The following is a 20,809-nucleotide window of genomic DNA, read 5'->3' on the forward strand; positions in this document are numbered from 1 at the left end:
ACACTATTTTATCCCTTATGTTTTTATTCTATAAGGGAAATGGCTCTGAACGAGCGTAATTAATTCTTCTATGGCAATCGGTTTCGTCACAAGTGTACTTTGAACATATTTACAGCCTTCTTGACGAAGGAAGATTGCTTCTTTTTCATTTTCAACACCTTCTGCGATAATTTGCAAATTAAGCTCTGTTGCCATATTAATGATAGACTTGAGAACAATTTTCTTCTTAAGAGAGTCGATTGAGATAAGGGAACGATCAAGTTTAACCATATCAAATGGATAACGTACGAGATAGGTCAGAGAGGAATAACCTGTTCCAAAATTATCGAGTGCGAGATTCATTTCAAGTGTTTTAATTTGTTCGAGAAAGTGCGCTGATTGTTCAGGATTATTTCTTAAGACAAATTCAGATATTTCAATCATCAAACGCCCTTTGTGGAGCGGATGGCGAAGCAACGCGGCGCGCAATTGACGGATAAAACGAGGATGAATCATTTCTGCGCTTGGTAAATTAATTGAAATAAAGAAAGATTGTTGGGAAAACTTTTCTTGTACATTTATAAGATCGATAATAGCATTATCGATGATAAATTGTGACAAATCCATAACAATTTGTTCGTTTTCTACGATTTTTATGAAATCAGAGACATTTAAATTTCCATAAGTGGGATGATGCCATTCTACAATTGTTTCAAAACCAATAATATGTCCATCTGATAAATTAAGAATAGGATGGTAGAGGATTTTTATCTCATTACGTTTTATGGCATAATGAACATCTTTCTCCAGAGTATTATGTTCGAGACCCAAAGTGCGAAAATTAGGACGAAAAGGTTCTATATGGTTTCCACCCATTTGTTTTGCACGAATCATCGCTAATTCACTATCATTAAAAATATCTTTAGCCGTCGATCGGCTTTCACTCCATGTAACCAATCCGATAGACGTTGAAAGGATTATTTTGTTTTCTGAAAGTGAAATAGGTGCTGAAATTGTTTTGTGCAAATGATCTGCAAATGCTGCAATTTTTTGTGGTTCAGTTTCACTGAGTAAAATAATTGCAAAGCGGTCTGCTGAAAGTCGCGATAAGGTGTCTTGAAAGTTAATAAGACGGTTTAAACGACGTGCGATTATAAGCAATACAGTATCCCCAACTGCTATGCCTAATTTGCGATTAATTTGGCGAAAATTGTCAAAATCAATCATAAAGACAGTCGGTCTAATTTTGATATTTGCTTTCGCCAAAGAGGTATAATTTTGTAGTCTATCAAAGAAAACTTGTTGGTTAGGAAGGCCGGTTAAGCTGTCGTGGATTGCATCATGCAATAAGCGTTCTTCGGATTTTTTATGGTTAGTAATATTGACAATGGTTCCAATGACACGTGTGATTTTCCCATCTTTTTGCATAGCCGGACGTGCACGAAGAGAAAACCAATGATAATAACCACCACCGGAAGAAAGCCGAAAAATTTGATCAATGCGCCCTTTTTTATTTTTAAGAATGATATCTAATACGGCTTGAAAGCGTTCACGATCATCATGGTGCAAGGCTGAAATCCAGTTGCGCATAGGTCCATTGAGGTTATGAATTTCAGTACCAAAAAGGGTTGCCATGTTTGGATGCACAACAATACGGTCACGCTCAATATTCCAATCCCAAATAATATTTCCAGCTCCCTTTGCTGCGAGTACTTGTTGTTCAAGGTCGGAAAATATTCCTTCATGGAAAGCGTCATTAGAAAAAGTTTGTTGCAGGACAGTAAAGCTGATGAGAAGAACAATGAGCACTAATCCCCCCGCTAATGCTGGCTGGATAATATCATTGTTTAAATATCCAGCTATACAGGCATAGGCTCCAACACACCAAAAGCTAATAAGCAACCATGTTGGAATAAGCATAATAGCGCGGTCATAGCTTCTGATTGAGAAATAGATGATTAATAGTATACCAAGCACAGCGGTAAGGCCAAAAGACAAACGCGCAATTCCAGCTGCTCTAATTGGATCATAAATAGCAAAGGCTCCCAGACTGCAAAAGGCAATGGTCCAAGCGATAGCACCGTAACTAAAATGATAATGCCAGCGGTTAAGGCTGAGATAGGTAAAAAGAAAAATGAAGAGTGTAGCAGTAAGTGCTACTTCTGTACCAGCACGCCAGATTGGTTGTGTTGTGAGTGTAACTGCAAAGAATTTATTTAAAAAGTTGAAGTCAATACCAATATAAAAAAGCACGGCCCAAGCAACAGCAGCTGTTGCAGGAAACAGCCCTGTTCCACGGACGACGAAGAGAACAGTTAACAAAAGCGCTAAGAGACCCGATATCCCAAGAAGAATACCATGATAAAGCGTATAAGAATTAATTGCATCTTTATAAGCTTCAGGTTGCCATAAATAGATTTGCGGTAGATTGGCAGAGTTAAGTTCGGCCACAAATGTAACAACCGCACCTGGGTTAAGGGTAATACGAAAGATATCAGAGTTTGCACTAAGTTGACGATCGAGGGAAAAACCTTCGCTTGGCGTTATGGATTGAATCCTTGCTGATCCAAGGTCGGGCCAAAAAAATCCAGAATGCGCCATGCGGTAATGGGGAGCAACGATGAGACGATCGATTTGTTCATCTGTTGGATTTGCAAGAGAAAAAACTGCCCAATTTCCGGAAAAATTTTCATTTTTTGCCTGCACCTCAATACGCCATACAATACCATCTGGTCCTGGCGCTGTACTTGTTTGAAAAATAGAGTTGTTTGTATGGTGAATTTCAATTGCTTGTGAAAGATCAAGCGCAGCATCCTGAGGAGAAATTTTAACTGGTTCAATTGCTTGTGCTGATGTAAGATGGACAAGAGAACTAACGACTACAATGAAAATGATGTCAATTATTTTACGCAAACTCTTCACAATGTCCCACTCTCAATATTTTAGGATGTTTAATTTTCATTTCGATTTCTGAGAAAAAACGCCCACCTTTTATAATTTATCTACATAATAAATTGTTATCACTTTTTCTTAAGTTATGTGGTTTTATATACAAATAAACTACATACCATTTGCTTCAATGGAACTTGAAGCGAATGAAATTTTATATTTTAAAAGGGCAAAGTTAAACCATGAAATTCCAGATTTCACAAATATACCTTCACTTATTAGAATCTTTATCACATGAAGTATGAATTGGGTAGTTTTGTACGCTTCTTTGCCCAATATTTCCAAAACTTATTTAATGAGGAGAGCTTTTGTGGTAAATTTTATGATAAAATATGTGTATGTTATGTGATGCTGCTTTGAAAAGAAGTTTTTACTTTAGCTTGTATGAAAGTGTTGACGTTAAATCATCAAAATTTATGAGGGGTCCTACAGGTCCAACAGCAGTTAGTGTTGGCGTGGAGTTTGTAAAAAGACGATGTGCTAAATCAGTTAATCTTTGAGGAGTGATGAGACTGAGGCGTTCAATTGTTTCCGATATTGGAATTGGTCGACCATAAAGGAGTATTTGGCGAGCAATGAGGTGTGCTTGACTAGAGGGATTTTCCTGTGACATTGTCAGATTCGCACGATATTGCGTTTGTGCTCGTTGCAGTTCATTGGCGTGAATATTTTTGCTGACCTTGGAAAGTTCATCAAGAATCACAGGAATAAGTTCTTTGAGCCCTTCTTGTCCGGTAGCTGCGTGAACACCAAAAAGCCCAGTATCTGAAAATCCCCAATGAAAAGCATAGATAGAATAGCATAATCCACGTTTCTCTCTTACCTCTTGAAAAAGACGTGAAGACATACCACCACCAAGAATGATTGAAAGAATTTGGGCCGCATAAAAATCACGCGCGTGATAAGCACGCCCTTCAAACCCTAAAACAACTTGTGTATCCATTAAATCGCGATATTCACGAAAGTCGCCACCGACATAATTTGCAAGATTAGTAAGAGGTGCGGTTGAATGGGAGCGAAAAGTACCAAGACGACTTTCAACTTCTCGCAAGAAACTTTCGTGCTCTACAGCTCCTGCAGCAACGACAATCATACGATCTGCACTATATTGTTTATTGATGAAATCATGGAGATCAGTAGATGTAAATGATTGAATAGTTTTAGCTGTTCCTAAAATAGAGCGCCCAAGGGATTGATGACGAAAGGCTGTTTCTGTAAAGTGATCAAAAACAATATCATCAGGAGTGTCATGGGCGGCACCAATTTCCTGAAAGATTACTTGTTTTTCTCGTTCTAGTTCATCGTCGTCAAATTTTGAATGCATTAAAATATCGGCCAAAATGTCTATAGCAAGTGGAATATCGCTTTTAAGTACACGTGCAAAGTAAGCTGTTGTTTCAATACTGGTTGTGGCATTGATTTCACCGCCAACATCTTCAATATCGGTTGCAATTTGAAAAGCAGTGCGGTTTTCGGTTCCTTTAAAAGCCATATGTTCAAGAAGATGAGCGATACCATGCTGTGTAGAGGTTTCATTGCGTGAGCCTACTTTAACCCATATCCCGAGGGCAACACTATCAATTTGTTGCATTGTATGTGTGGCGATAGTCAAACCATTACTAAGGCGACATATATCTACATCCATGTATTTACAACTCCATTAAGTAAGCTAAATACCTCATTGTAAGGGTATTAGAATATTCTTGATTTAAATTAATGCAGCTAACTTTAATAAGATGCACGTGATTTTAAAGAGATATAATCTTTTACTATTTTTTCATCATTAGCAAGACTTATAAAGTGTTCTTCGCGTTTCATTACATCATTGAGATGAGATGGCCATGGGGCATGCAGGCCACAAGCACTTTTAATAGCATCAGGAAATTTAGCTGGATGAGCCGTGGCAAGGACAATCATTGGAATATGCGGTTTTTTGTTTTCACGCGCTACTTGAAGAGCGACGGCTGTATGTGGATCAACAAGATAGCCACTTTCTTTATAGACACTATCAATTGTTTGAGCTGTTGCAGCCATGGTGCTTTTCCCAGCGGAAAATAGGGAACGAATATTTTTGAGTTGCTTTTCATTAAGAGTAAAATGTCCTGATTGTTTCAAGTTTTCCATTGCATTGCGAATCCACTTTGGATCACGATTGCCACTTTCAAAGAGCAAACGTTCAAAATTAGAAGAGACCTGAATATCCATAGAAGGTGATGTTGTATGGACTATTGGTTGTGTTTCGTAAGTACCACTGATCAATGTACGTACAAGGATGTCGTTATCATTCGTTGCGATGACCAGTTGAGCAATGGGTAATCCCATACGGGCTGCAACGTAACCTGCAAAAATATCACCAAAATTTCCAGTAGGAACAGTAAATGAAACAGCTCTATCAGGAGATCCTAAGGAAAGTGCAGATGAAAAATAGTAAACAATTTGCGCCATAATACGCGCCCAATTTATAGAATTAACACCTGAAAGCGCTCTTTTTTTACGAAAATTGTGGTCATTAAACATTGCTTTGACAAGAGCTTGGCAATCATCAAAATTTCCTTCAATGGCAATGGCATGAACATTTGAACATTGGTTGGTTGTCATTTGCCGTTGTTGAACAGGTGATACACGTCCTTTAGGAAATAAAATAAAAATATCTGAGTGTTCTTTTCCAGCAAAAGCTTGTATTGCAGCTCCTCCTGTATCACCTGATGTTGCAGCAATAATCGTTGCACATCTATTTTTTTCAGTCAAAACATAATCCATCAGTCGAGAAAGAAACTGCATTGCTACATCTTTAAAAGCTAAAGTAGGACCATGAAAGAGTTCAAGGATAAATTCATCTGTTCCAGTTTGTCGTAACGGACAGATTGCTGGATGGTGAAAGGTTGCATAAGATTCAGCGATCATCTTTTCAAAAGCTGTATATTCGATTTCGTTATTCACAAAGGGCCACAGAATAGTTTTAGCAATTGTTGTATAGGACTGACCACGAAGTGCTCGTAACGCATCAAATGATAGCTGAGGAAATTTATCTGGCAGATAAAGTCCCCCATCACTTGCCAATCCTGTCATGATCGTTTCCGTAAAGCTTAAAGCAGGAGCTTCACCTCTCGTGCTGATATATTCCATAAGTCTTATCCTTTTTTATTTCGGGCAAATTGGTGAAGTTATTTATTTCACGTTTTTCATAATATTTAAATTATTAAATGGATAGAGTTTCTTTTCTTCTTTTTAACTCAATAATGAAAGGAAAGAGTCTTAAGCATTTTTATTTTTGAGATATAAACGTCAAATGTCCACAGAAAATCTGTTACAGTCGAAAATTTTCTCTCTATTATTCATTCACTTAAATTTTACAACGTATCTTCACTTGTACACCTTACTTAAATAATAAAACCAAATAGATAGAATGGTATTTATTGAAGATTTTTTTGTAAAACTCAACCATTCATAGTTATTTTATACTCTTATACTTTGTAATAATTAAATCTGCTAAAATGAATTTAAAACTATACATATCAAGATTCATAATAGAAGATTTATAAGGTAATTTTATGGCATTTCATGCGCAAATCTATACTTTGAATACTCTTTTTTAGCTTAATTTATCATTTTGTATAATAATAGATATTATATTTGTGCTATACAGGATGGTAACCGAAAGTTTATCCATAGAAAACATAAAAACAGCCTGCTAAATGATGTGAAGCAGGCTGTAAAATATTCTTATTTTAAATAGAAAAAATCACGGAGTATCTTTGAATTATTTTCCTTTAATTTTTCCTATTGCACATCCGATTATCCCGCTAAATATGGACATAACAAATCCAGTCAAAAATCCAAAACCCAAAGCTCCTACTGTAGAAAAAATTCCTAGCGTAATTGGTTCAAACACTTTCTCAAATTTTCCTTCAAAGGCAGATTCACTTTTTGCTTTATGAGTGAAACTTGGGACATAAAGAGCAGCTATATCGATAGCTTTTTTCTTTCCTTGTTCTATTAAAGAGACAGTTTCCCATTGAGTATCATTTTTCCAATGATTGGCATGAACATTAATAACTTGTGAAAGCAAAAAAGAAACTGCTATTAAAATATTTAATACGTAAGTTTTCAATACTTTAATCATAATTTATCACCAATCTTTTATTTTATTTTAATCTGAATTGAATAGATGCATCGGCAGAATTAGTACACATCGAGAGAAACAGAAGCATTTAAAGCTTTTTTCATTCTTAGTGTGATAATTCATTAGTTTTTTGTCATCAATAATGGGTCAACACAGAATATATCCATAGTTTACATTTCATATGAGAAGGTTTTATTCTGATGAAATTTCAATTTTAACGAGATGTAAAATACGATATTATTTTACTTATGATCCATCCTAAAAACATGCCTATCGTACTTGATGCATATCCAAGTGCCATCCCCATACCAAAATTCCCGATTGTAAGAGGTTCAACGACCTTTTCAAATTTTCCTTCAATAGTAGTTTCATTATCCATTCCACGATTTAGACTGGGTCTATAGAGAGAAACGGTATGGATTGCATCCTTTCTTTTCTGCTCTATTGTAGAAACAGAAATATTCTCACGATGAGTATTATTTTGCAAAGAGTTTGCATGCACATTTACAACCTGAGAAAGAGAAAAGGCAGACATAATGCAAATACTTAACATATGATTTTTAAACAATTTAATCATAATTTACCTCAAATATTTTATACTATTCAATATATGTGTAAATTTATACTTTGGATATTTGGATATAATCTACAACATTTATCTTTTGTAGAAAGGTGAGCTTCATTATGTAATTATTTACAATGAATTATAGAAACACAATGAAGCTATTATTCTAGAGTTCTAGATGAGGTTGAATTATTTGAACATCAATACTATGTCCTTTATCCAACTTATTATTGATCCTATAAAACTCATTGCATATCCAGTAAGCAATAATCCCATTCCTATAGTCATAGGTTCAACGACCTTTTCAAATTTTCCTTCACTTGTTGTTCCATTTTCTGTTTTATAATTTACAGATGGAACATAGGAAGCAGCCGTAGAAACTACATTGGATTTCGCATATTTTACTTGTTCCATTGGGGAAACAGAAAGTTCCTCTTTTGGAGTATCGTTTTTCAAATAGTTTGCATTAACATTTACAGTTTGTGAAATAAAAAAAGTGCTCGCTATAAAAATGCTTAAGATATAATTTTTAAATATTTTTACCATAACTTTACCTCAAATATTCTTAAATTATATATGTAAGAAATATACATAATGTTTATATATCTCACCCTATATAAAATATATTATTTCAATATGTGTTTTTAGTCAATAATAAAAATACATATAAAAATATAACTGTAATTTTTAATAAACATTATTGTAAAAAAGTAACAGTAATAATTACAAAAATATTCTTAAAATTTTATGAAATATTTCGTTATGTGTTATATATAAATAACATGTGGTTATCATATAATTTTTATAAAATGATATTAATATTATTTTTTAATACATTCATAGATAATAAAATTGATCAAAATTTTTACATACTAAATATATAAAAATTATTTAGTATCTATTATAAATTGACACGATAAAATTTCATGATTCATAGTATTTATTATAGATGCTAAAAATATATAGTTCTATCATCGTATAAAATAGGGCTCTAATTGGATAAAGATAAATGATATAATCTTTATTTCGCCAATGTGAACAGCATATTACTATGATGCAAAGCTGTGTATAGAAGAATATAAATTCCTACATATTTATAAGTGCCGAAAGATCAGCATTGGATAATATTTTTTAACATTTTCTTCTTTTTAAACTGAAAAGCCACTTTTATTTTTAGAAAGAGTGTTTTTCTTAAAGTGGGATTACTTTTGAAAAGATCTGATTTCATTGCTTATTTAAAAAGTCTATTAAGTGCTTTCGGAAAATTTTGAGCAACTACTGGTATCTCTTTACGTTGTTTTACATGATTATATGTTTCATATTTATGTGCTTTTTTAAGAAACCCTTCTCAAGGTACTCAAGCCTATTCTGCAATGATGCACATGAGTGATACAATGGTAAATCCCCATAATATAAAATTCTTAGGGCATCAGAATCTTTGACGTTTATAAAGAAAAAAGATGGCATCGCCATACACTTTGTTCGCTCCTAATGTTGCTATAATTTCTGCATTTTGAGATGATTCATTAAGAGGCGTTTTATTTCTTTATTTATTTAATTTGAATAACAGTAAGTTATCAGTATAAATAAATACGTTGTCTGTAAATTACTTGGTATGAAATATTTTTTATAAAGTCCACATCGTCATAAGAATATATCTTTTGTAATCTTAGGGAGGTTGTACCAATTGATACTGTTAAAATACTGTTTAAACAGCAAAGAAAATAAGCTTTCAACAAGTTTACGAGATTTGGATAGAGTAAATATAAGCTCTTGTAACTCAACAAGGACGTTTTTTGTTTTCAATAGCTCATTGCGTTTCATAGATTCTGAGAATTTCAACGTGTTCCCCTATGGTCAATACGATCATAGTATACAATTTTACTATGTTGGGTAATGTACTTAATAAGCTGAGAGGGCGTAGTTTTGGCATAGCAATTTTTACATCTTATCGAACAAGGTATCGTAATATTCCTTTTTTGACACATATAATAATTTATCAGGATGGGATGCTGAGGTTGGGAGTGTGATATCGGAGTTGAGATAGATAAGCAGAGTTTTATTTTTATGAGTTTGCACCCCTGTTTTTTGCTTTTTTAAAGTACATGCAATGGTTAGCTGACTTATAATTGTTCAACAAGGTGCTATATTTTTTTCCTTCACATTGAGATGCAATTCACTTGTGTCGTGAATTACACATTTATTGAAGTTATTATAAAAGGAGCAGCGAAAAGAGAAGGGCATTTGAATAAAAATGCTTCTTACAAGAGTTTACAAACTGATACATTCAAGAGGTTTTTTATAATAGATCTCGCCATACTGCCATTGCTTCTAAGACTTCTCCTAAATGAGCATGTTTTGCGATAACTGTTTCTGCGCCAGCTTCTGCAAGGGCATTAGAGTGACCAAGATAGCTATGTGATCCTCCCGTAAAGCCGATGACACGCATGCCTGCTGCTATGGCTGCGTGGACACCATGAATTGAATCTTCTATAACGATAGTGTTTTTGGGCTCTACTTGTAATTGTTGTGCGGCAAAAAGGAAAACATCAGGGGCCGGTTTCGTTCTTTTTGTTCCAACTTCAGGTGCTGAAAATATTTTACCTTCAAAAAGGTTATAGAGATCAACCGTGGTGAGCATCTCTTTTATATCTACGCTTTTTGCATTAGAGCAGATACAGTAGGGATAGCGTGTTTGAATAATTTCTACAGCTTCTCTTACATCATCGATAGCCCGTAATTCAGTTTTTATTTGTGTACGAAAAATATTAGTCATCTGATCTATGAGATGAGCAGAAATTGGTTTTTCTGTTTCCTGTTCAACGTGTTTAAGAATATCGCGAAAGATAAGCCCTGCAAAACGCTCACTCAATTCTTCGGGTGATATTTCATATCCTGTTTGTTTGAGCAATTGAGATCCAATTTTTGCTGCAAGATATTCAGAGTCGACGAGAACCCCGTCACAATCAAAAATAATAAGATCTATCTGAGGCATAAGATATTCCTTTACATGTTACGAGATGGACAACTTTCATAAAAACGATATTGAGAGGACCTTATTTCATAAAAATACGCTTTGAAAATGATTCTTAATTATTTTACGAAATAAAAGATATGGGAACAGGACATTGAAAAAAAGAAAAATAAGGTTTCATTCATATGAAAGTTTTTTTACTTAAAAAAACAATTATCAATTTTATAGAATTTTAACGATACGTTTACGCTATTTTGTAAATATAGATTGGTAATGCGGGCCTATAAACTATTTTGATTGATTATAGGGCAAATTCAGTTAATTTTGTTGGGTTTTTCATGACAGTTATTCAGCTTCAAAAAGATTTTCTTCGTACTCCCTCACAGATGCCATGGCGCAATAAAATTTTTAAAGGAGATTGTGTTTCCGTTCTAGAAAAACTGCCAAAACATTCGGTTGATATGATTTTTGCGGATCCACCCTATAATTTACAATTGGATGGAGCTTTATATCGTCCAGATCATTCGCTTGTTGATGCGGTTGATGATGCATGGGATCAGTTTGAGAGTTTTGCTGCTTATGATGCGTTTACCCGTGCATGGTTGCTTGCTTGTCGTCGTGTATTAAAGCCCAACGGAACACTTTGGGTTATCGGATCTTACCATAATATTTTTCGAGTTGGGACGGCATTACAAGATTTAGGTTTTTGGATGCTTAATGATATTATTTGGCGCAAAAATAATCCGATGCCTAATTTTCGAGGGCGACGTTTTCAAAATGCGCATGAGACGCTTATTTGGGCCGTGCGAGATCAAAAAGATAAAAAGTACACATTTAATTATGATGCCTTAAAAGCGGCAAATGAAGATCTACAAATGCGTTCAGATTGGCTTTTCCCTCTCTGCACTGGAGCTGAACGTTTAAAAGATGATTCAGGGCGTAAATTACATCCAACACAAAAACCGCAAGCATTATTAGCGCGTATTATTATGGCTTCTAGTAAACCTGGCGATGTTATTCTTGATCCGTTTTTTGGTTCGGGAACAACAGGGGCTGTTGCCAAGCTTTTAGGGCGTGATTTTGTTGGGATTGAACGCGAGCAAGATTACATTGATGCAGCATGTGAGAGAATTGCTGCGGTTAAACCTTTAGCGCAACCAGAACTAGCGATTTTGGATAGAAAAAAAGCAGAACCGCGCGTAGCATTCAACAGTTTGCTTGAAGCAGGTTTACTCTATCCCGGAGAAGTTCTTTATGATCGCAAGAAGCAAGTATCTGCTATTGTAAGAGCTGATGGTACGATTATGCATGGTGGTGAAGCGGGCTCAATTCACGCAATGGGAAGAAAAGCTCAAGATTCGCAGAGTTGTAATGGTTGGACTTTTTGGTATTATGAGGAAAATGGACGGTTGAAGTCCATAGATCATTTAAGAATGATCATACGTTCACAAATGTTAAAAACGGGTGTTGTATGAACTAAGCTGATTGCTTCATTCTATTGATCACTAATGTACCTGATCTTGATTGAGATCGAGGTGAAGGTGTTTTATGCCTTTCTTAGATGTTGTTTATTGACACACTAATCCCACTTGTAAGCGGCAAGCGAGTATTTTTTGCTTCTTGTAGAAGAAATTAAAATGAGAAACTTTCACTCTATGTTCTCATTTGAGTTTCAAAATAGTAAAATTTCAATATAATTTTGTGAAAATGAAAGACCAGAATTAAAAGGCTCATTCAGAAGTACAAAATTAAGTGCTTTTTTGAGATAATACGCACATCTGTAAAGTGTGTATGATATAATTGATTTATAAAGATAATTTAGCGTTATTCACATTGAGGTTTTCCCCGAATATCGTCAAATTTTCTTATTTCGGACCTGTTCCATATTGAATCAATGAAATTTACTTGCTTACATGTCATCAGCGGAGTTGGCGTGTGAATAAAAATTGTTAAAGAAAGAACTAAAAGTACTTTTTATGAACTGTTTCAAGTGCCAAGGGTTGTTGTAGGGGATTGGTAAATATAATGATGGTGCCGATTTGCTCCTTCATGAGCGAAAAAAGGATAGATCCTGAAATTTAAATCTAAGCTTTTCTATCCCTCCTTCATTCTTATTTGTAGAAAAAATTGGTTATTTCATTTTTTTAAATTTTTCAGATTAAGAAATGGTCGCTAGAGATACAAAAGTCTCCGTTAGAAAATATTTTTACGAATAGGAAAGATTATTTAAAACTGAAAGAATTGGGAAGCGCTACGGAAATGGCTTTTTTCATAACAGTAGGTAATGCTTCTTCGGCAAGATGTTGAATGTTACACCACCAACCATTTTCACAGTTCATTTCATGAACATCCTCGGTATAGTAAACATCGAGCTTTAGAGAAAAGTGAGTAAAAACATGCGTAATTTGTCCTTTGAATTGCCAATTAGCCGTAAAGGGTGCGTTTTGGAGCCCATTTTCGTTGTTTATGCCAATATTGTTAGGAATTTGGGTCATTCCACCAAGGAGTTTTTGCGTCTGTCGTTTTTCCAAATAAATTTGTCTCTTTTTATTAAGGACCACAAAAGCAATACCTGTTTTTGAAGGGCGTTCTTTTTTAGGGGCTTTGACTGGAAAAGATTCCGGTTGTTGCGTTTTTGCTGCTTTGCATAAACATTGCAGAGGACAGGTATAACAAGATGGTTTGCGTGGAGTACAAACTGTTGCTCCCAAATCCATCATTGCTTGAGCAAAGTCGCCAGGACGATTTAAAGCAGTAATTTTTTGTGTTTTTTCTTTAATTTCAACTTTTGCTTTTCGTAATATTGAAGTGATAGCAAAAAGGCGCGCTACCACACGTTCGACATTACCATCAACCACTGCTACAGGGTGGTTAAAAGCAATTGCAGCAATAGCTGCGGCAGTATAATCTCCAATGCCGGCTAGAGTTCGCAATTCTTTTACAGATTGTGGAAATTGTCCCGCGTAGTTTTCAACAAGCTGTTGCGCACATTTTTTAAGATTACGTGCGCGTGAATAATAACCAAGTCCAGCCCATGCTTTCATGATATCATCTTGTGAGGCTTTTGCTAAAGAGGAAAGATCAGGCCATAGTTTCAGAAACTTTTTAAAATAAGGCTTAACTGTTTCAACGGTTGTTTGTTGAAGCATGATTTCAGAAAGCCAAACTTGATAAGGATCAGGACGGATACCTTGTTTTTGCTTTTTGGGGGTAATCCGCCATGGGAGATGTCTGTGATTTTGATCGTACCAAGCAAGGAGGTGCGAAGAAATTTCATACATGATTGCTTTCAAGCATAGGGAGATATAAAATGCAAAAGAAAAAATTATTTATTTGGTAATTCATGTTTTTTTCTCTTTTATTGTCAAGGCTCTGGTGAGAAAAGGCTTTTTATTTTGTTGATACTCCATAGATTGAGGAGGCAATAATTTTTTAGATGAAACAAATAATTTTAATTTAGTAAGCGGTTGAACAATGATATAAAAATGAGAAAACAACTTAAAAAACGTATCTTTTATTCTCTTTCTGAGACGGTATACAAAATACTTGATCCAGTTTTACGCAAACGAACAGGGCTTAATGTAGCGCTTATAGAACATTGGCCACAAATTGCGGGCTATGATATCAGTGAATATACAATACCGCTTAAAATTATTTGGAAACGTCGTGCAGACCAAGATGAAGTTTTTCAACCAGCAACACTTGTTGTCGCATGTGAAGGATTTGCTGCGTTAAAATTGATGCATGAAACAGAGGAATTACTTCATAGAATTAACGGATTTTTTGGCTATATTGCTATTGATCGCATCAGGATTGAGCAAAGGAGTATGTCGGTTTTTATGAATCACTTGCCTCTAAAACCGCCTTTGAGTGAACAAGACAAAAAATGCGTGGAAAAAATGCTTGAAGGAATTGAAGATAAAAGCTTGCACCAAGCACTTTATAAACTTGGCTGTTGCATTTTCTTGGAAAAAAATAATAAATAGAAAGATATTTTATATATTTTTCTTTAATATATGAGAAAGCATTGGATTCCTATTCGTTAATAACAACAGAAAAGTATTATTTATGGTAAAATATCGTTCTTTTTTATCTTTCGGGATAATTTTTCTCTTCATAACGATTGTACAAAACAGTGTAACAGTTTCTTTAGCGCGTGATCTAAAACCAGTGGCAACTGTTGATATGGCAGAGCTTCTCCAATCGGGTAAAGTAAAGGATCGCTTTGAGGGAGAGGCGGATGCACCAGTCGTCATTGTTGAGTATGCTTCGTTGACATGTACCCATTGTGCGCATTTTTATGATGATATACTTCCCCAAATTCGTAAAAAATATATCAAAACAGGAAAAGTAAAACTTATTTTCCGTGATTATGCTTTTGATCCTCGGGCAACAGCAGGTTTTATGTTGGCACGGTGTGCACCAGAAGATCGCTATTTTCCTTTGATAGAAGTTTTATTTCAAAAACAAAATGAATGGGCTTTCGGAAAAGATGCTCTGACACCATTGAAAAAAATTGGCTTAATGGCTGGTTTTACAGATGAAAGTTTTACTGCGTGTTTGAAAAATCAGTCCATTTTAGATGAAGTAAATGCATCTTTTGAACGCGGTAAAGAGCTTGGTGTCACAGCAACACCTACTTTCTTTATTAATGGTAGTAAATATGAAGGTGCCATGAAAGTAGAAGATTTTTTTTCGGTGATTGATAGTTTTCTTAAAAACTGAATCTTAATTTTCCAGAAGATGGATAGTGATACTTTTGGTCATTATCTCTTTTGGAAGGATTATTATTATGCATTTATGAAGCGATATTTTTTGTTGAGTCAATTTTGAATCAAATCATTGCTTTTAAGTGAGCCTAGGTTGAATGATGTTTTGATGCTGATATGGGAGGATTTGTACAGTGAAAAAATGGGTTTATAGTTTTGGAGATGGAAAGGCAGAAGGAAGTGCAAGTGAGCGTAACCTTCTCGGAGGTAAAGGGGCTAATTTGGCAGAAATGAGTAATCTTGGTTTGCCCGTACCACCCGGATTTACGCTGACAACAGAAGTTTGTAATTTTTATTATGCCCATGACAAATCATATCCAGAAGAGCTACAGGAATCTGTTAAGCAAGCACTAAAACGCGTTGGTGAACAAACAGGACGTGAATTTGGGAGTGAGAAAAAGCCACTTTTGCTGTCTGTTCGTTCAGGGGCTAGAGCTTCTATGCCAGGGATGATGGATACAGTTCTTAACCTTGGCATGAATGATGAGACTGTAAAAGCCATTGCTTTACAAGCTAATAATGAACGTTTTGCTTATGATAGTTATCGGCGTTTTATCCAAATGTATTCTAACGTTGTTTTGGGGTTAGATCATTCGTATTTTGAAGAGATTCTTGATGAAGCAAAAGTACGCAATGGTTACACTATTGATACAGAAATGACAGCAGATGATTGGAAGAATGTTATTATTTCTTATAAAGCCTATGTTGAAGAAAAATTAGGAACCCCTTTTCCACAAGATCCTGAACAGCAGTTATGGGGAGCAATTGGGGCCGTTTTTTCAAGTTGGATGACAGCACGTGCAGTTACTTATCGCCGTTTACATAGTATTCCGGAAAGTTGGGGAACGGCAGTTAATGTGCAAGCTATGGTTTTTGGCAACATGGGTGAAGATTCGGCAACCGGTGTTGCTTTTACACGCAATCCATCGACGGGGAAAAAAGAACTTTATGGTGAATTTTTAGTTAATGCGCAAGGGGAAGATGTTGTGGCGGGTATTCGAACGCCTCAAAATATTACAGAAAATGCACGTATTGTTGCTGGTTCAAATAGACCTTCGTTAGAAAAAATCATGCCTGAGGCTTTTTCGAAATTATGTCAGATTGCGCAGAAGCTTGAGCAGCATTATCGGGATATGCAAGATCTCGAATTTACCATTGAAAAAGGTAAATTATGGATGCTTCAGACTCGTTCAGGAAAACGTACGGCTCGTGCGGCTCTCAAGATGGCAATTGAAATGGTTGAGGAGGGGTTAATAAACCGTGAAGAGGCTGTGATGCGTATTGATGCAAAGTCGCTGGACCAACTTTTGCATCCAACACTTGATCCCAAAGCAGAACGTTTTGTTATAGGACGTGGTTTACCTGCTTCTCCTGGAGCTGCAACTGGTGAAATTGTTTTTACTTCAGAAGAGGCAGAAACTCTGTCGGCGGAAGGTCGTAAAGTTATTTTGGTCCGTGTAGAAACAAGCCCAGAAGATATTCATGGTATGCATGCTGCAGAGGGAATTTTAACAACGCGTGGCGGTATGACAAGTCACGCTGCTGTTGTTGCGCGGGGGATGGGAAAACCATGTATTTCTGGTGCTGGCAGTGTGCGGATTGATCATAACACAAATACGCTGTTTGCTTCAGGAGAAAGCTTTAAAAAAGGTGATATTATCACAATTGATGGTGGAAGTGGAGAAATTTTCAAAGGGAAAGTTGCAATGTTGCAACCTCAGCTTTGCGGAGACTTTGCAAAATTAATGGAATGGGCTGATGGGATGCGGCGTCTCAAAGTTCGCGCTAATGCTGATACACCATCTGATGCCCGTATGGGACGCTCTTTCGGGGCTGAGGGTATAGGTCTTTGCCGTACGGAGCATATGTTTTTTTCTGATGAACGTATTGTTGCCATGCGTGAAATGATTTTAAGTCATGATGAAAGAGGTCGTCGTAAAGCACTAGATAAGCTTTTGCCAATGCAGCGTTCAGATTTTGGTGAATTATTTGAAATTATGTGTGGTTTACCTGTTACTATCCGCTTGCTAGATCCACCATTACACGAATTTTTGCCTAAAACGAAAGCAGAAATTCTTGATGTTGCAACAGCTATGGGTGTTTCTGCTGAAGTGCTTGCTGAACGCGCCCAGCAGTTGCATGAATTTAATCCTATGCTTGGATTACGAGGATGCCGTTTAGCTATTACTTATCCTGAAATTGCAGAAATGCAAGCGCGGGCGATTTTTGAAGCAGCAGTAGAAGCTGCTCAAAAATCTGGATCTCCTGTTATACTTGAAATTATGGTGCCACTGGTTGCGCTTAAATCTGAACTTGATTTTGTAAAAGCGCGTATTGATCAGGTTGCTGAGGAAGTGATGAAAGAAAAGGGAGGCACTATTCAATATATAGTTGGGACGATGATTGAGCTTCCAAGGGCGGCGCTTCGAGCAGATGAAATTGCTGAAACTGCTGATTTTTTTTCATTTGGAACAAACGATTTGACACAAACTACTTTTGGGATTTCTCGTGATGATGCTGCTCCTTTTTTGGCAACCTATTTTCAAAAAGGTCTTTTAGAGCAAGATCCTTTCGTGTCTATTGACCGTGATGGAGTAGGGGAACTTATTACCATTGCTGCACAGCGTGGACGCTCAAAGCGTGCAAAAATAAAATTGGGAATTTGCGGTGAACATGGAGGCGATCCTGCCTCTATTGCTTTATGCGAAGAAAATAACCTAGATTATGTTTCATGTTCTCCTTTTCGAGTACCAATTGCTCGTTTAGCAGCAGCCCAAGCCGCAATAGCAAAAAGGATATAATGGGTTAATATTTTTTGTTGTATAGTTATTACTGAAATAAATTGTTATATATTCTTTTATTTTCTGTAATAAAGAGAATAAAAATGCTTCTAAAATGCAAGATAAGTTATGTTACGTGAGAAAGTGTTTTTTTTAGAGGTTTATGAGAGAAAATATAAAGCAGGATAGACAAAGATGTATTATTAATACGCTTTATTGACGAACCTCTTGATAGAGAGAAACGTGTTATTGTGCAGTCAATTTACGCGGTTGCTTTTTATAGGGAATGAGCTCCTCACGCAAAATAGAACGCTCCAAACAAATGTATTTTTTTGCACATCATGCTGTTTTAGATAGACATCTCTTAGTGGATGCCCCATTTCACATTGACATTCGTGGAATGGGGATTATGTAAAATTCCCCGTAAGTTTATAAAAATCTTTCCAAACTATATAAACTCTACTATGCGCTATCATCTTTACATTTATGAAGGAATATCAAAGTTATACAATATATTGATTTATAATGATAATTTTTTATTTCCTCTATTGGACGAAAGCTGTAAATATTATAAGATTTTCTCATTTCAACGTCTTTTATAATGAATCAATCAAAACCATGTTTTTTGCATGTTACAGGTGGGATGAGCGTCTGTGGGTAAAAAATAAAGCAAGGATATGCTTCTTATGAATCGTCTCAAGTATCAAGAGTTGTTACAAATTGAAGGTAGATACAGTGTGTAATGGTGCCGGCTTGCTTCTTCACAAGTGTAAAGATGATAGCGCACATAGTGGGGGGCTGCTGTTATTATTCACGGGCGTTGTTGTGAAATGGGCTTGGGTGCTTTAAGAGATGTTTTTTAAGAAAGCCCGTAAATGGCAATCCAAGTATATTCCGTTTTGGACATTTTGTTTTACGTGAGGGGGCGTGAGCGCAAAAAGACACGTGATAAATAAAAGCATGAGGGAATAGGTGATCTCCCTTATCTTACAGCCATTGCTTTAGATGTCTTTGAAAGGCGTAAAGCTGAATTAAAAGGAAATGGCAAAGATGAAAACTGGTTTCTACCTTAAAATTTCATATTCTTCCCAAATTAGGCTGTCTCCCTGTTTTAAGAGATTATAGCAAACAGAGATGCGCAATATCCTTGTCTCCATTTGGCATATAAAAGCTATAACAGCTGAGAGAAATACTAAACTGTCTTAACATTTGTTTCAAACATACTGCTGCATTAGGTTTGGATGTTGATTTATAGGAAATACCAAAAGCACACGCTTTCTTAGGAAACAATGTCATAAAACACAAAACTTTCCAGCAATAGATTGGAGAGAAGTGCCGGTTTTTTTATCAGACACTTTGCAAAACAACAACCATAACACAACTAGCTTTACGTCTACTTATCCTTACAGGTGTTTACACAAATTCTTTGCGTCATATTTATAGAGATCAAATGGACGATAATATATGGACAATTCGGCGCTCGAGAATATGAAAGGTTTATGTGATACTATAAAAAATTCCGTGTCCTTTTATCATCAGAAGCAATAAAAATGCTAGAACAAACGCGTTTGCTATTTTGCAATATTTCTTTTTACTGCAATCAGTTATGTTTTTTTTTCAGCAAATTGTATGGTTCAACATGAAATGTGAAAGAAAGCCATTTTGGTTGATTGAATATAAGAGGGCTTGAGATGAAGGAATGTTTGAGGAGAGCATTAAACAAGCGAAAGATGAATTATCATTATAAATTAAGAGATTATTTTTATAGTGTAGATGATTAGCTTCAATTTAATAAACCAATTTCACGCATTTTCATTAAAATTGTGTGATTAATTTTACCGGTTACAGGAAGATCAAACATTTTTTGAAACTGTTTTAAGGCTTCTATCGTCTTTTGATCTTCTATTCCTGTGACAATAACCTCCTCATTCCCAAAAATGTGTAAAGCTTTTTGCACTTGTATAATATCTTCGACAGAAGGCTCTAAAATAGCTTCTTTTAAGTGTGTCATATTGTTTGTATTGTTTGTTTCTATTTCGCTCTGCTTAATTAATATCGCAATTTCATCTGTTGCGGGATCAGATAGAAAATTCTTTTGCATTCTCTGAGAAGTTTGCTGTTTCCATAAAGTGATGGCTCGGCGTGTTTTAGGTCCTTCCAGTCCATCTAATGGTCCATCATAAAGTCCTAATTTTGCTAGTTCTTTTTGCTTTTCCAGCATGCTTGCTGATTGAGGGGGTAAAGGTGAATTTGTGTGGTTATGACTTTGAGAATGTACAGAAGTTACACCAGAGAGTTCTAGTGATTTTTCTTCTTTTTCCGATAAAGTAGAGCCCTTACCTATACTTTGAACAGAGGAAAATTTCATTTGAGTTAAAATATTTTGATGCGTTGTCATTTGTGAAAATAAAGCATTAAATGAAATAAATAAAAAACTAATGCTAAAAAGAAGAGATCCAACAAAAAATAAAGTATTTTTTCGTGTATAGAAATAAAGAGTTTTTGTACTCCAAAAAACAAAATGAAAAATTATAAGAATAAGTGTTATAACAACACTACTATAGTATTTACGGTGTTTTACAGTTTTTTTTCGGGATTTCTTTCGTTTTGTTGTCATTACTTTTATTTTCAGTTGCCTTTATTCTTCACAAAGAAACGAATATAAATTAG

General features: G+C 35.5%; 13 protein-coding genes. 4 read left to right on the forward strand and 9 right to left on the reverse strand.

Annotated elements, in window-relative coordinates; translation table 11 throughout:
* Positions 1–15: 15 nt before the first annotated feature.
* The 7 genes from ACFIKU_RS02335 to ACFIKU_RS02365 form a co-directional block, all read right to left on the reverse strand.
* Positions 16–2,901: an EAL domain-containing protein gene (locus ACFIKU_RS02335; protein WP_375656566.1), complete on the reverse strand. Its 2,886-nt coding sequence runs from the start codon at positions 2,899–2,901 to the stop codon at positions 16–18.
* 397 nt (positions 2,902–3,298) lie between these two features.
* Entirely contained in the window at positions 3,299–4,573 is a 1,275-nt protein-coding gene (locus tag ACFIKU_RS02340; RefSeq protein ID WP_375656567.1) for a M16 family metallopeptidase, read from the reverse strand.
* Positions 4,574–4,656: 83 nt separating this feature from the next.
* Positions 4,657–6,054 carry a threonine synthase gene (gene thrC, locus ACFIKU_RS02345; protein ID WP_375656568.1) on the reverse strand — a complete coding sequence of 466 codons (1,398 nt, stop codon included), beginning with the start codon at positions 6,052–6,054 and terminating at the stop codon, positions 4,657–4,659.
* A 634-nt stretch (positions 6,055–6,688) separates the two neighbouring features.
* Complete coding sequence (locus tag ACFIKU_RS02350) at positions 6,689–7,051, reverse strand: hypothetical protein (RefSeq protein WP_375641964.1); 363 nt, start codon at positions 7,049–7,051, stop codon at positions 6,689–6,691.
* Positions 7,052–7,265: 214 nt separating this feature from the next.
* Positions 7,266–7,628 carry a hypothetical protein gene (locus ACFIKU_RS02355; protein ID WP_375641965.1) on the reverse strand — a complete coding sequence of 121 codons (363 nt, stop codon included), beginning with the start codon at positions 7,626–7,628 and terminating at the stop codon, positions 7,266–7,268.
* Between the two features lie 177 nt (positions 7,629–7,805).
* The gene (locus ACFIKU_RS02360) at positions 7,806–8,162 is read right to left on the reverse strand and encodes a hypothetical protein (RefSeq protein WP_273722969.1); all 357 of its coding nucleotides are present in this window, start codon (positions 8,160–8,162) and stop codon (positions 7,806–7,808) included.
* A 1,753-nt stretch (positions 8,163–9,915) separates the two neighbouring features.
* Positions 9,916–10,611 (reverse strand): HAD family hydrolase, encoded by a 696-nt coding sequence (locus tag ACFIKU_RS02365; RefSeq protein ID WP_375656569.1) that lies wholly within the window; start codon positions 10,609–10,611, stop codon positions 9,916–9,918.
* A gap of 365 nt (positions 10,612–10,976) precedes the next feature.
* Between ACFIKU_RS02365 and ACFIKU_RS02370 the strand changes: the two genes are divergently transcribed.
* Positions 10,977–12,065 (forward strand): site-specific DNA-methyltransferase, encoded by a 1,089-nt coding sequence (locus tag ACFIKU_RS02370; protein WP_375641986.1) that lies wholly within the window; start codon positions 10,977–10,979, stop codon positions 12,063–12,065.
* 747 nt (positions 12,066–12,812) lie between these two features.
* Here ACFIKU_RS02370 and mutY read toward each other — a convergent pair.
* Positions 12,813–13,871, reverse strand: coding sequence for an A/G-specific adenine glycosylase (gene mutY / locus ACFIKU_RS02375; RefSeq protein ID WP_375641966.1), 1,059 nt, complete (start codon positions 13,869–13,871; stop codon positions 12,813–12,815).
* Positions 13,872–14,075: 204 nt separating this feature from the next.
* Here mutY and ACFIKU_RS02380 point away from each other — a divergent pair, with 204 nt between their 5' ends.
* The 3 genes from ACFIKU_RS02380 (at position 14,076) to ppdK (ending at position 18,160) form a co-directional block, all read left to right on the forward strand.
* Entirely contained in the window at positions 14,076–14,576 is a 501-nt protein-coding gene (locus ACFIKU_RS02380; RefSeq protein ID WP_375641967.1) for a DUF721 domain-containing protein, read from the forward strand.
* Between the two features lie 82 nt (positions 14,577–14,658).
* Positions 14,659–15,315 carry a DsbA family protein gene (locus ACFIKU_RS02385; protein WP_375641968.1) on the forward strand — a complete coding sequence of 219 codons (657 nt, stop codon included), beginning with the start codon at positions 14,659–14,661 and terminating at the stop codon, positions 15,313–15,315.
* Between the two features lie 178 nt (positions 15,316–15,493).
* A complete protein-coding gene (ppdK, locus tag ACFIKU_RS02390) occupies positions 15,494–18,160 on the forward strand; it encodes a pyruvate, phosphate dikinase (protein ID WP_375656570.1) in 2,667 nt (888 codons plus the stop codon).
* A gap of 1,762 nt (positions 18,161–19,922) precedes the next feature.
* Here ppdK and ACFIKU_RS02395 read toward each other — a convergent pair.
* Positions 19,923–20,756, reverse strand: coding sequence for a peptidoglycan-binding domain-containing protein (locus tag ACFIKU_RS02395; protein WP_375641970.1), 834 nt, complete (start codon positions 20,754–20,756; stop codon positions 19,923–19,925).
* Between the last annotated feature and the right edge of the window lie 53 nt (positions 20,757–20,809).

It is taken from the genome of Bartonella sp. CM120XJJH (genome assembly GCF_042194715.1).
Taxonomy (GTDB): Bacteria; Pseudomonadota; Alphaproteobacteria; order Rhizobiales; family Rhizobiaceae; genus Bartonella.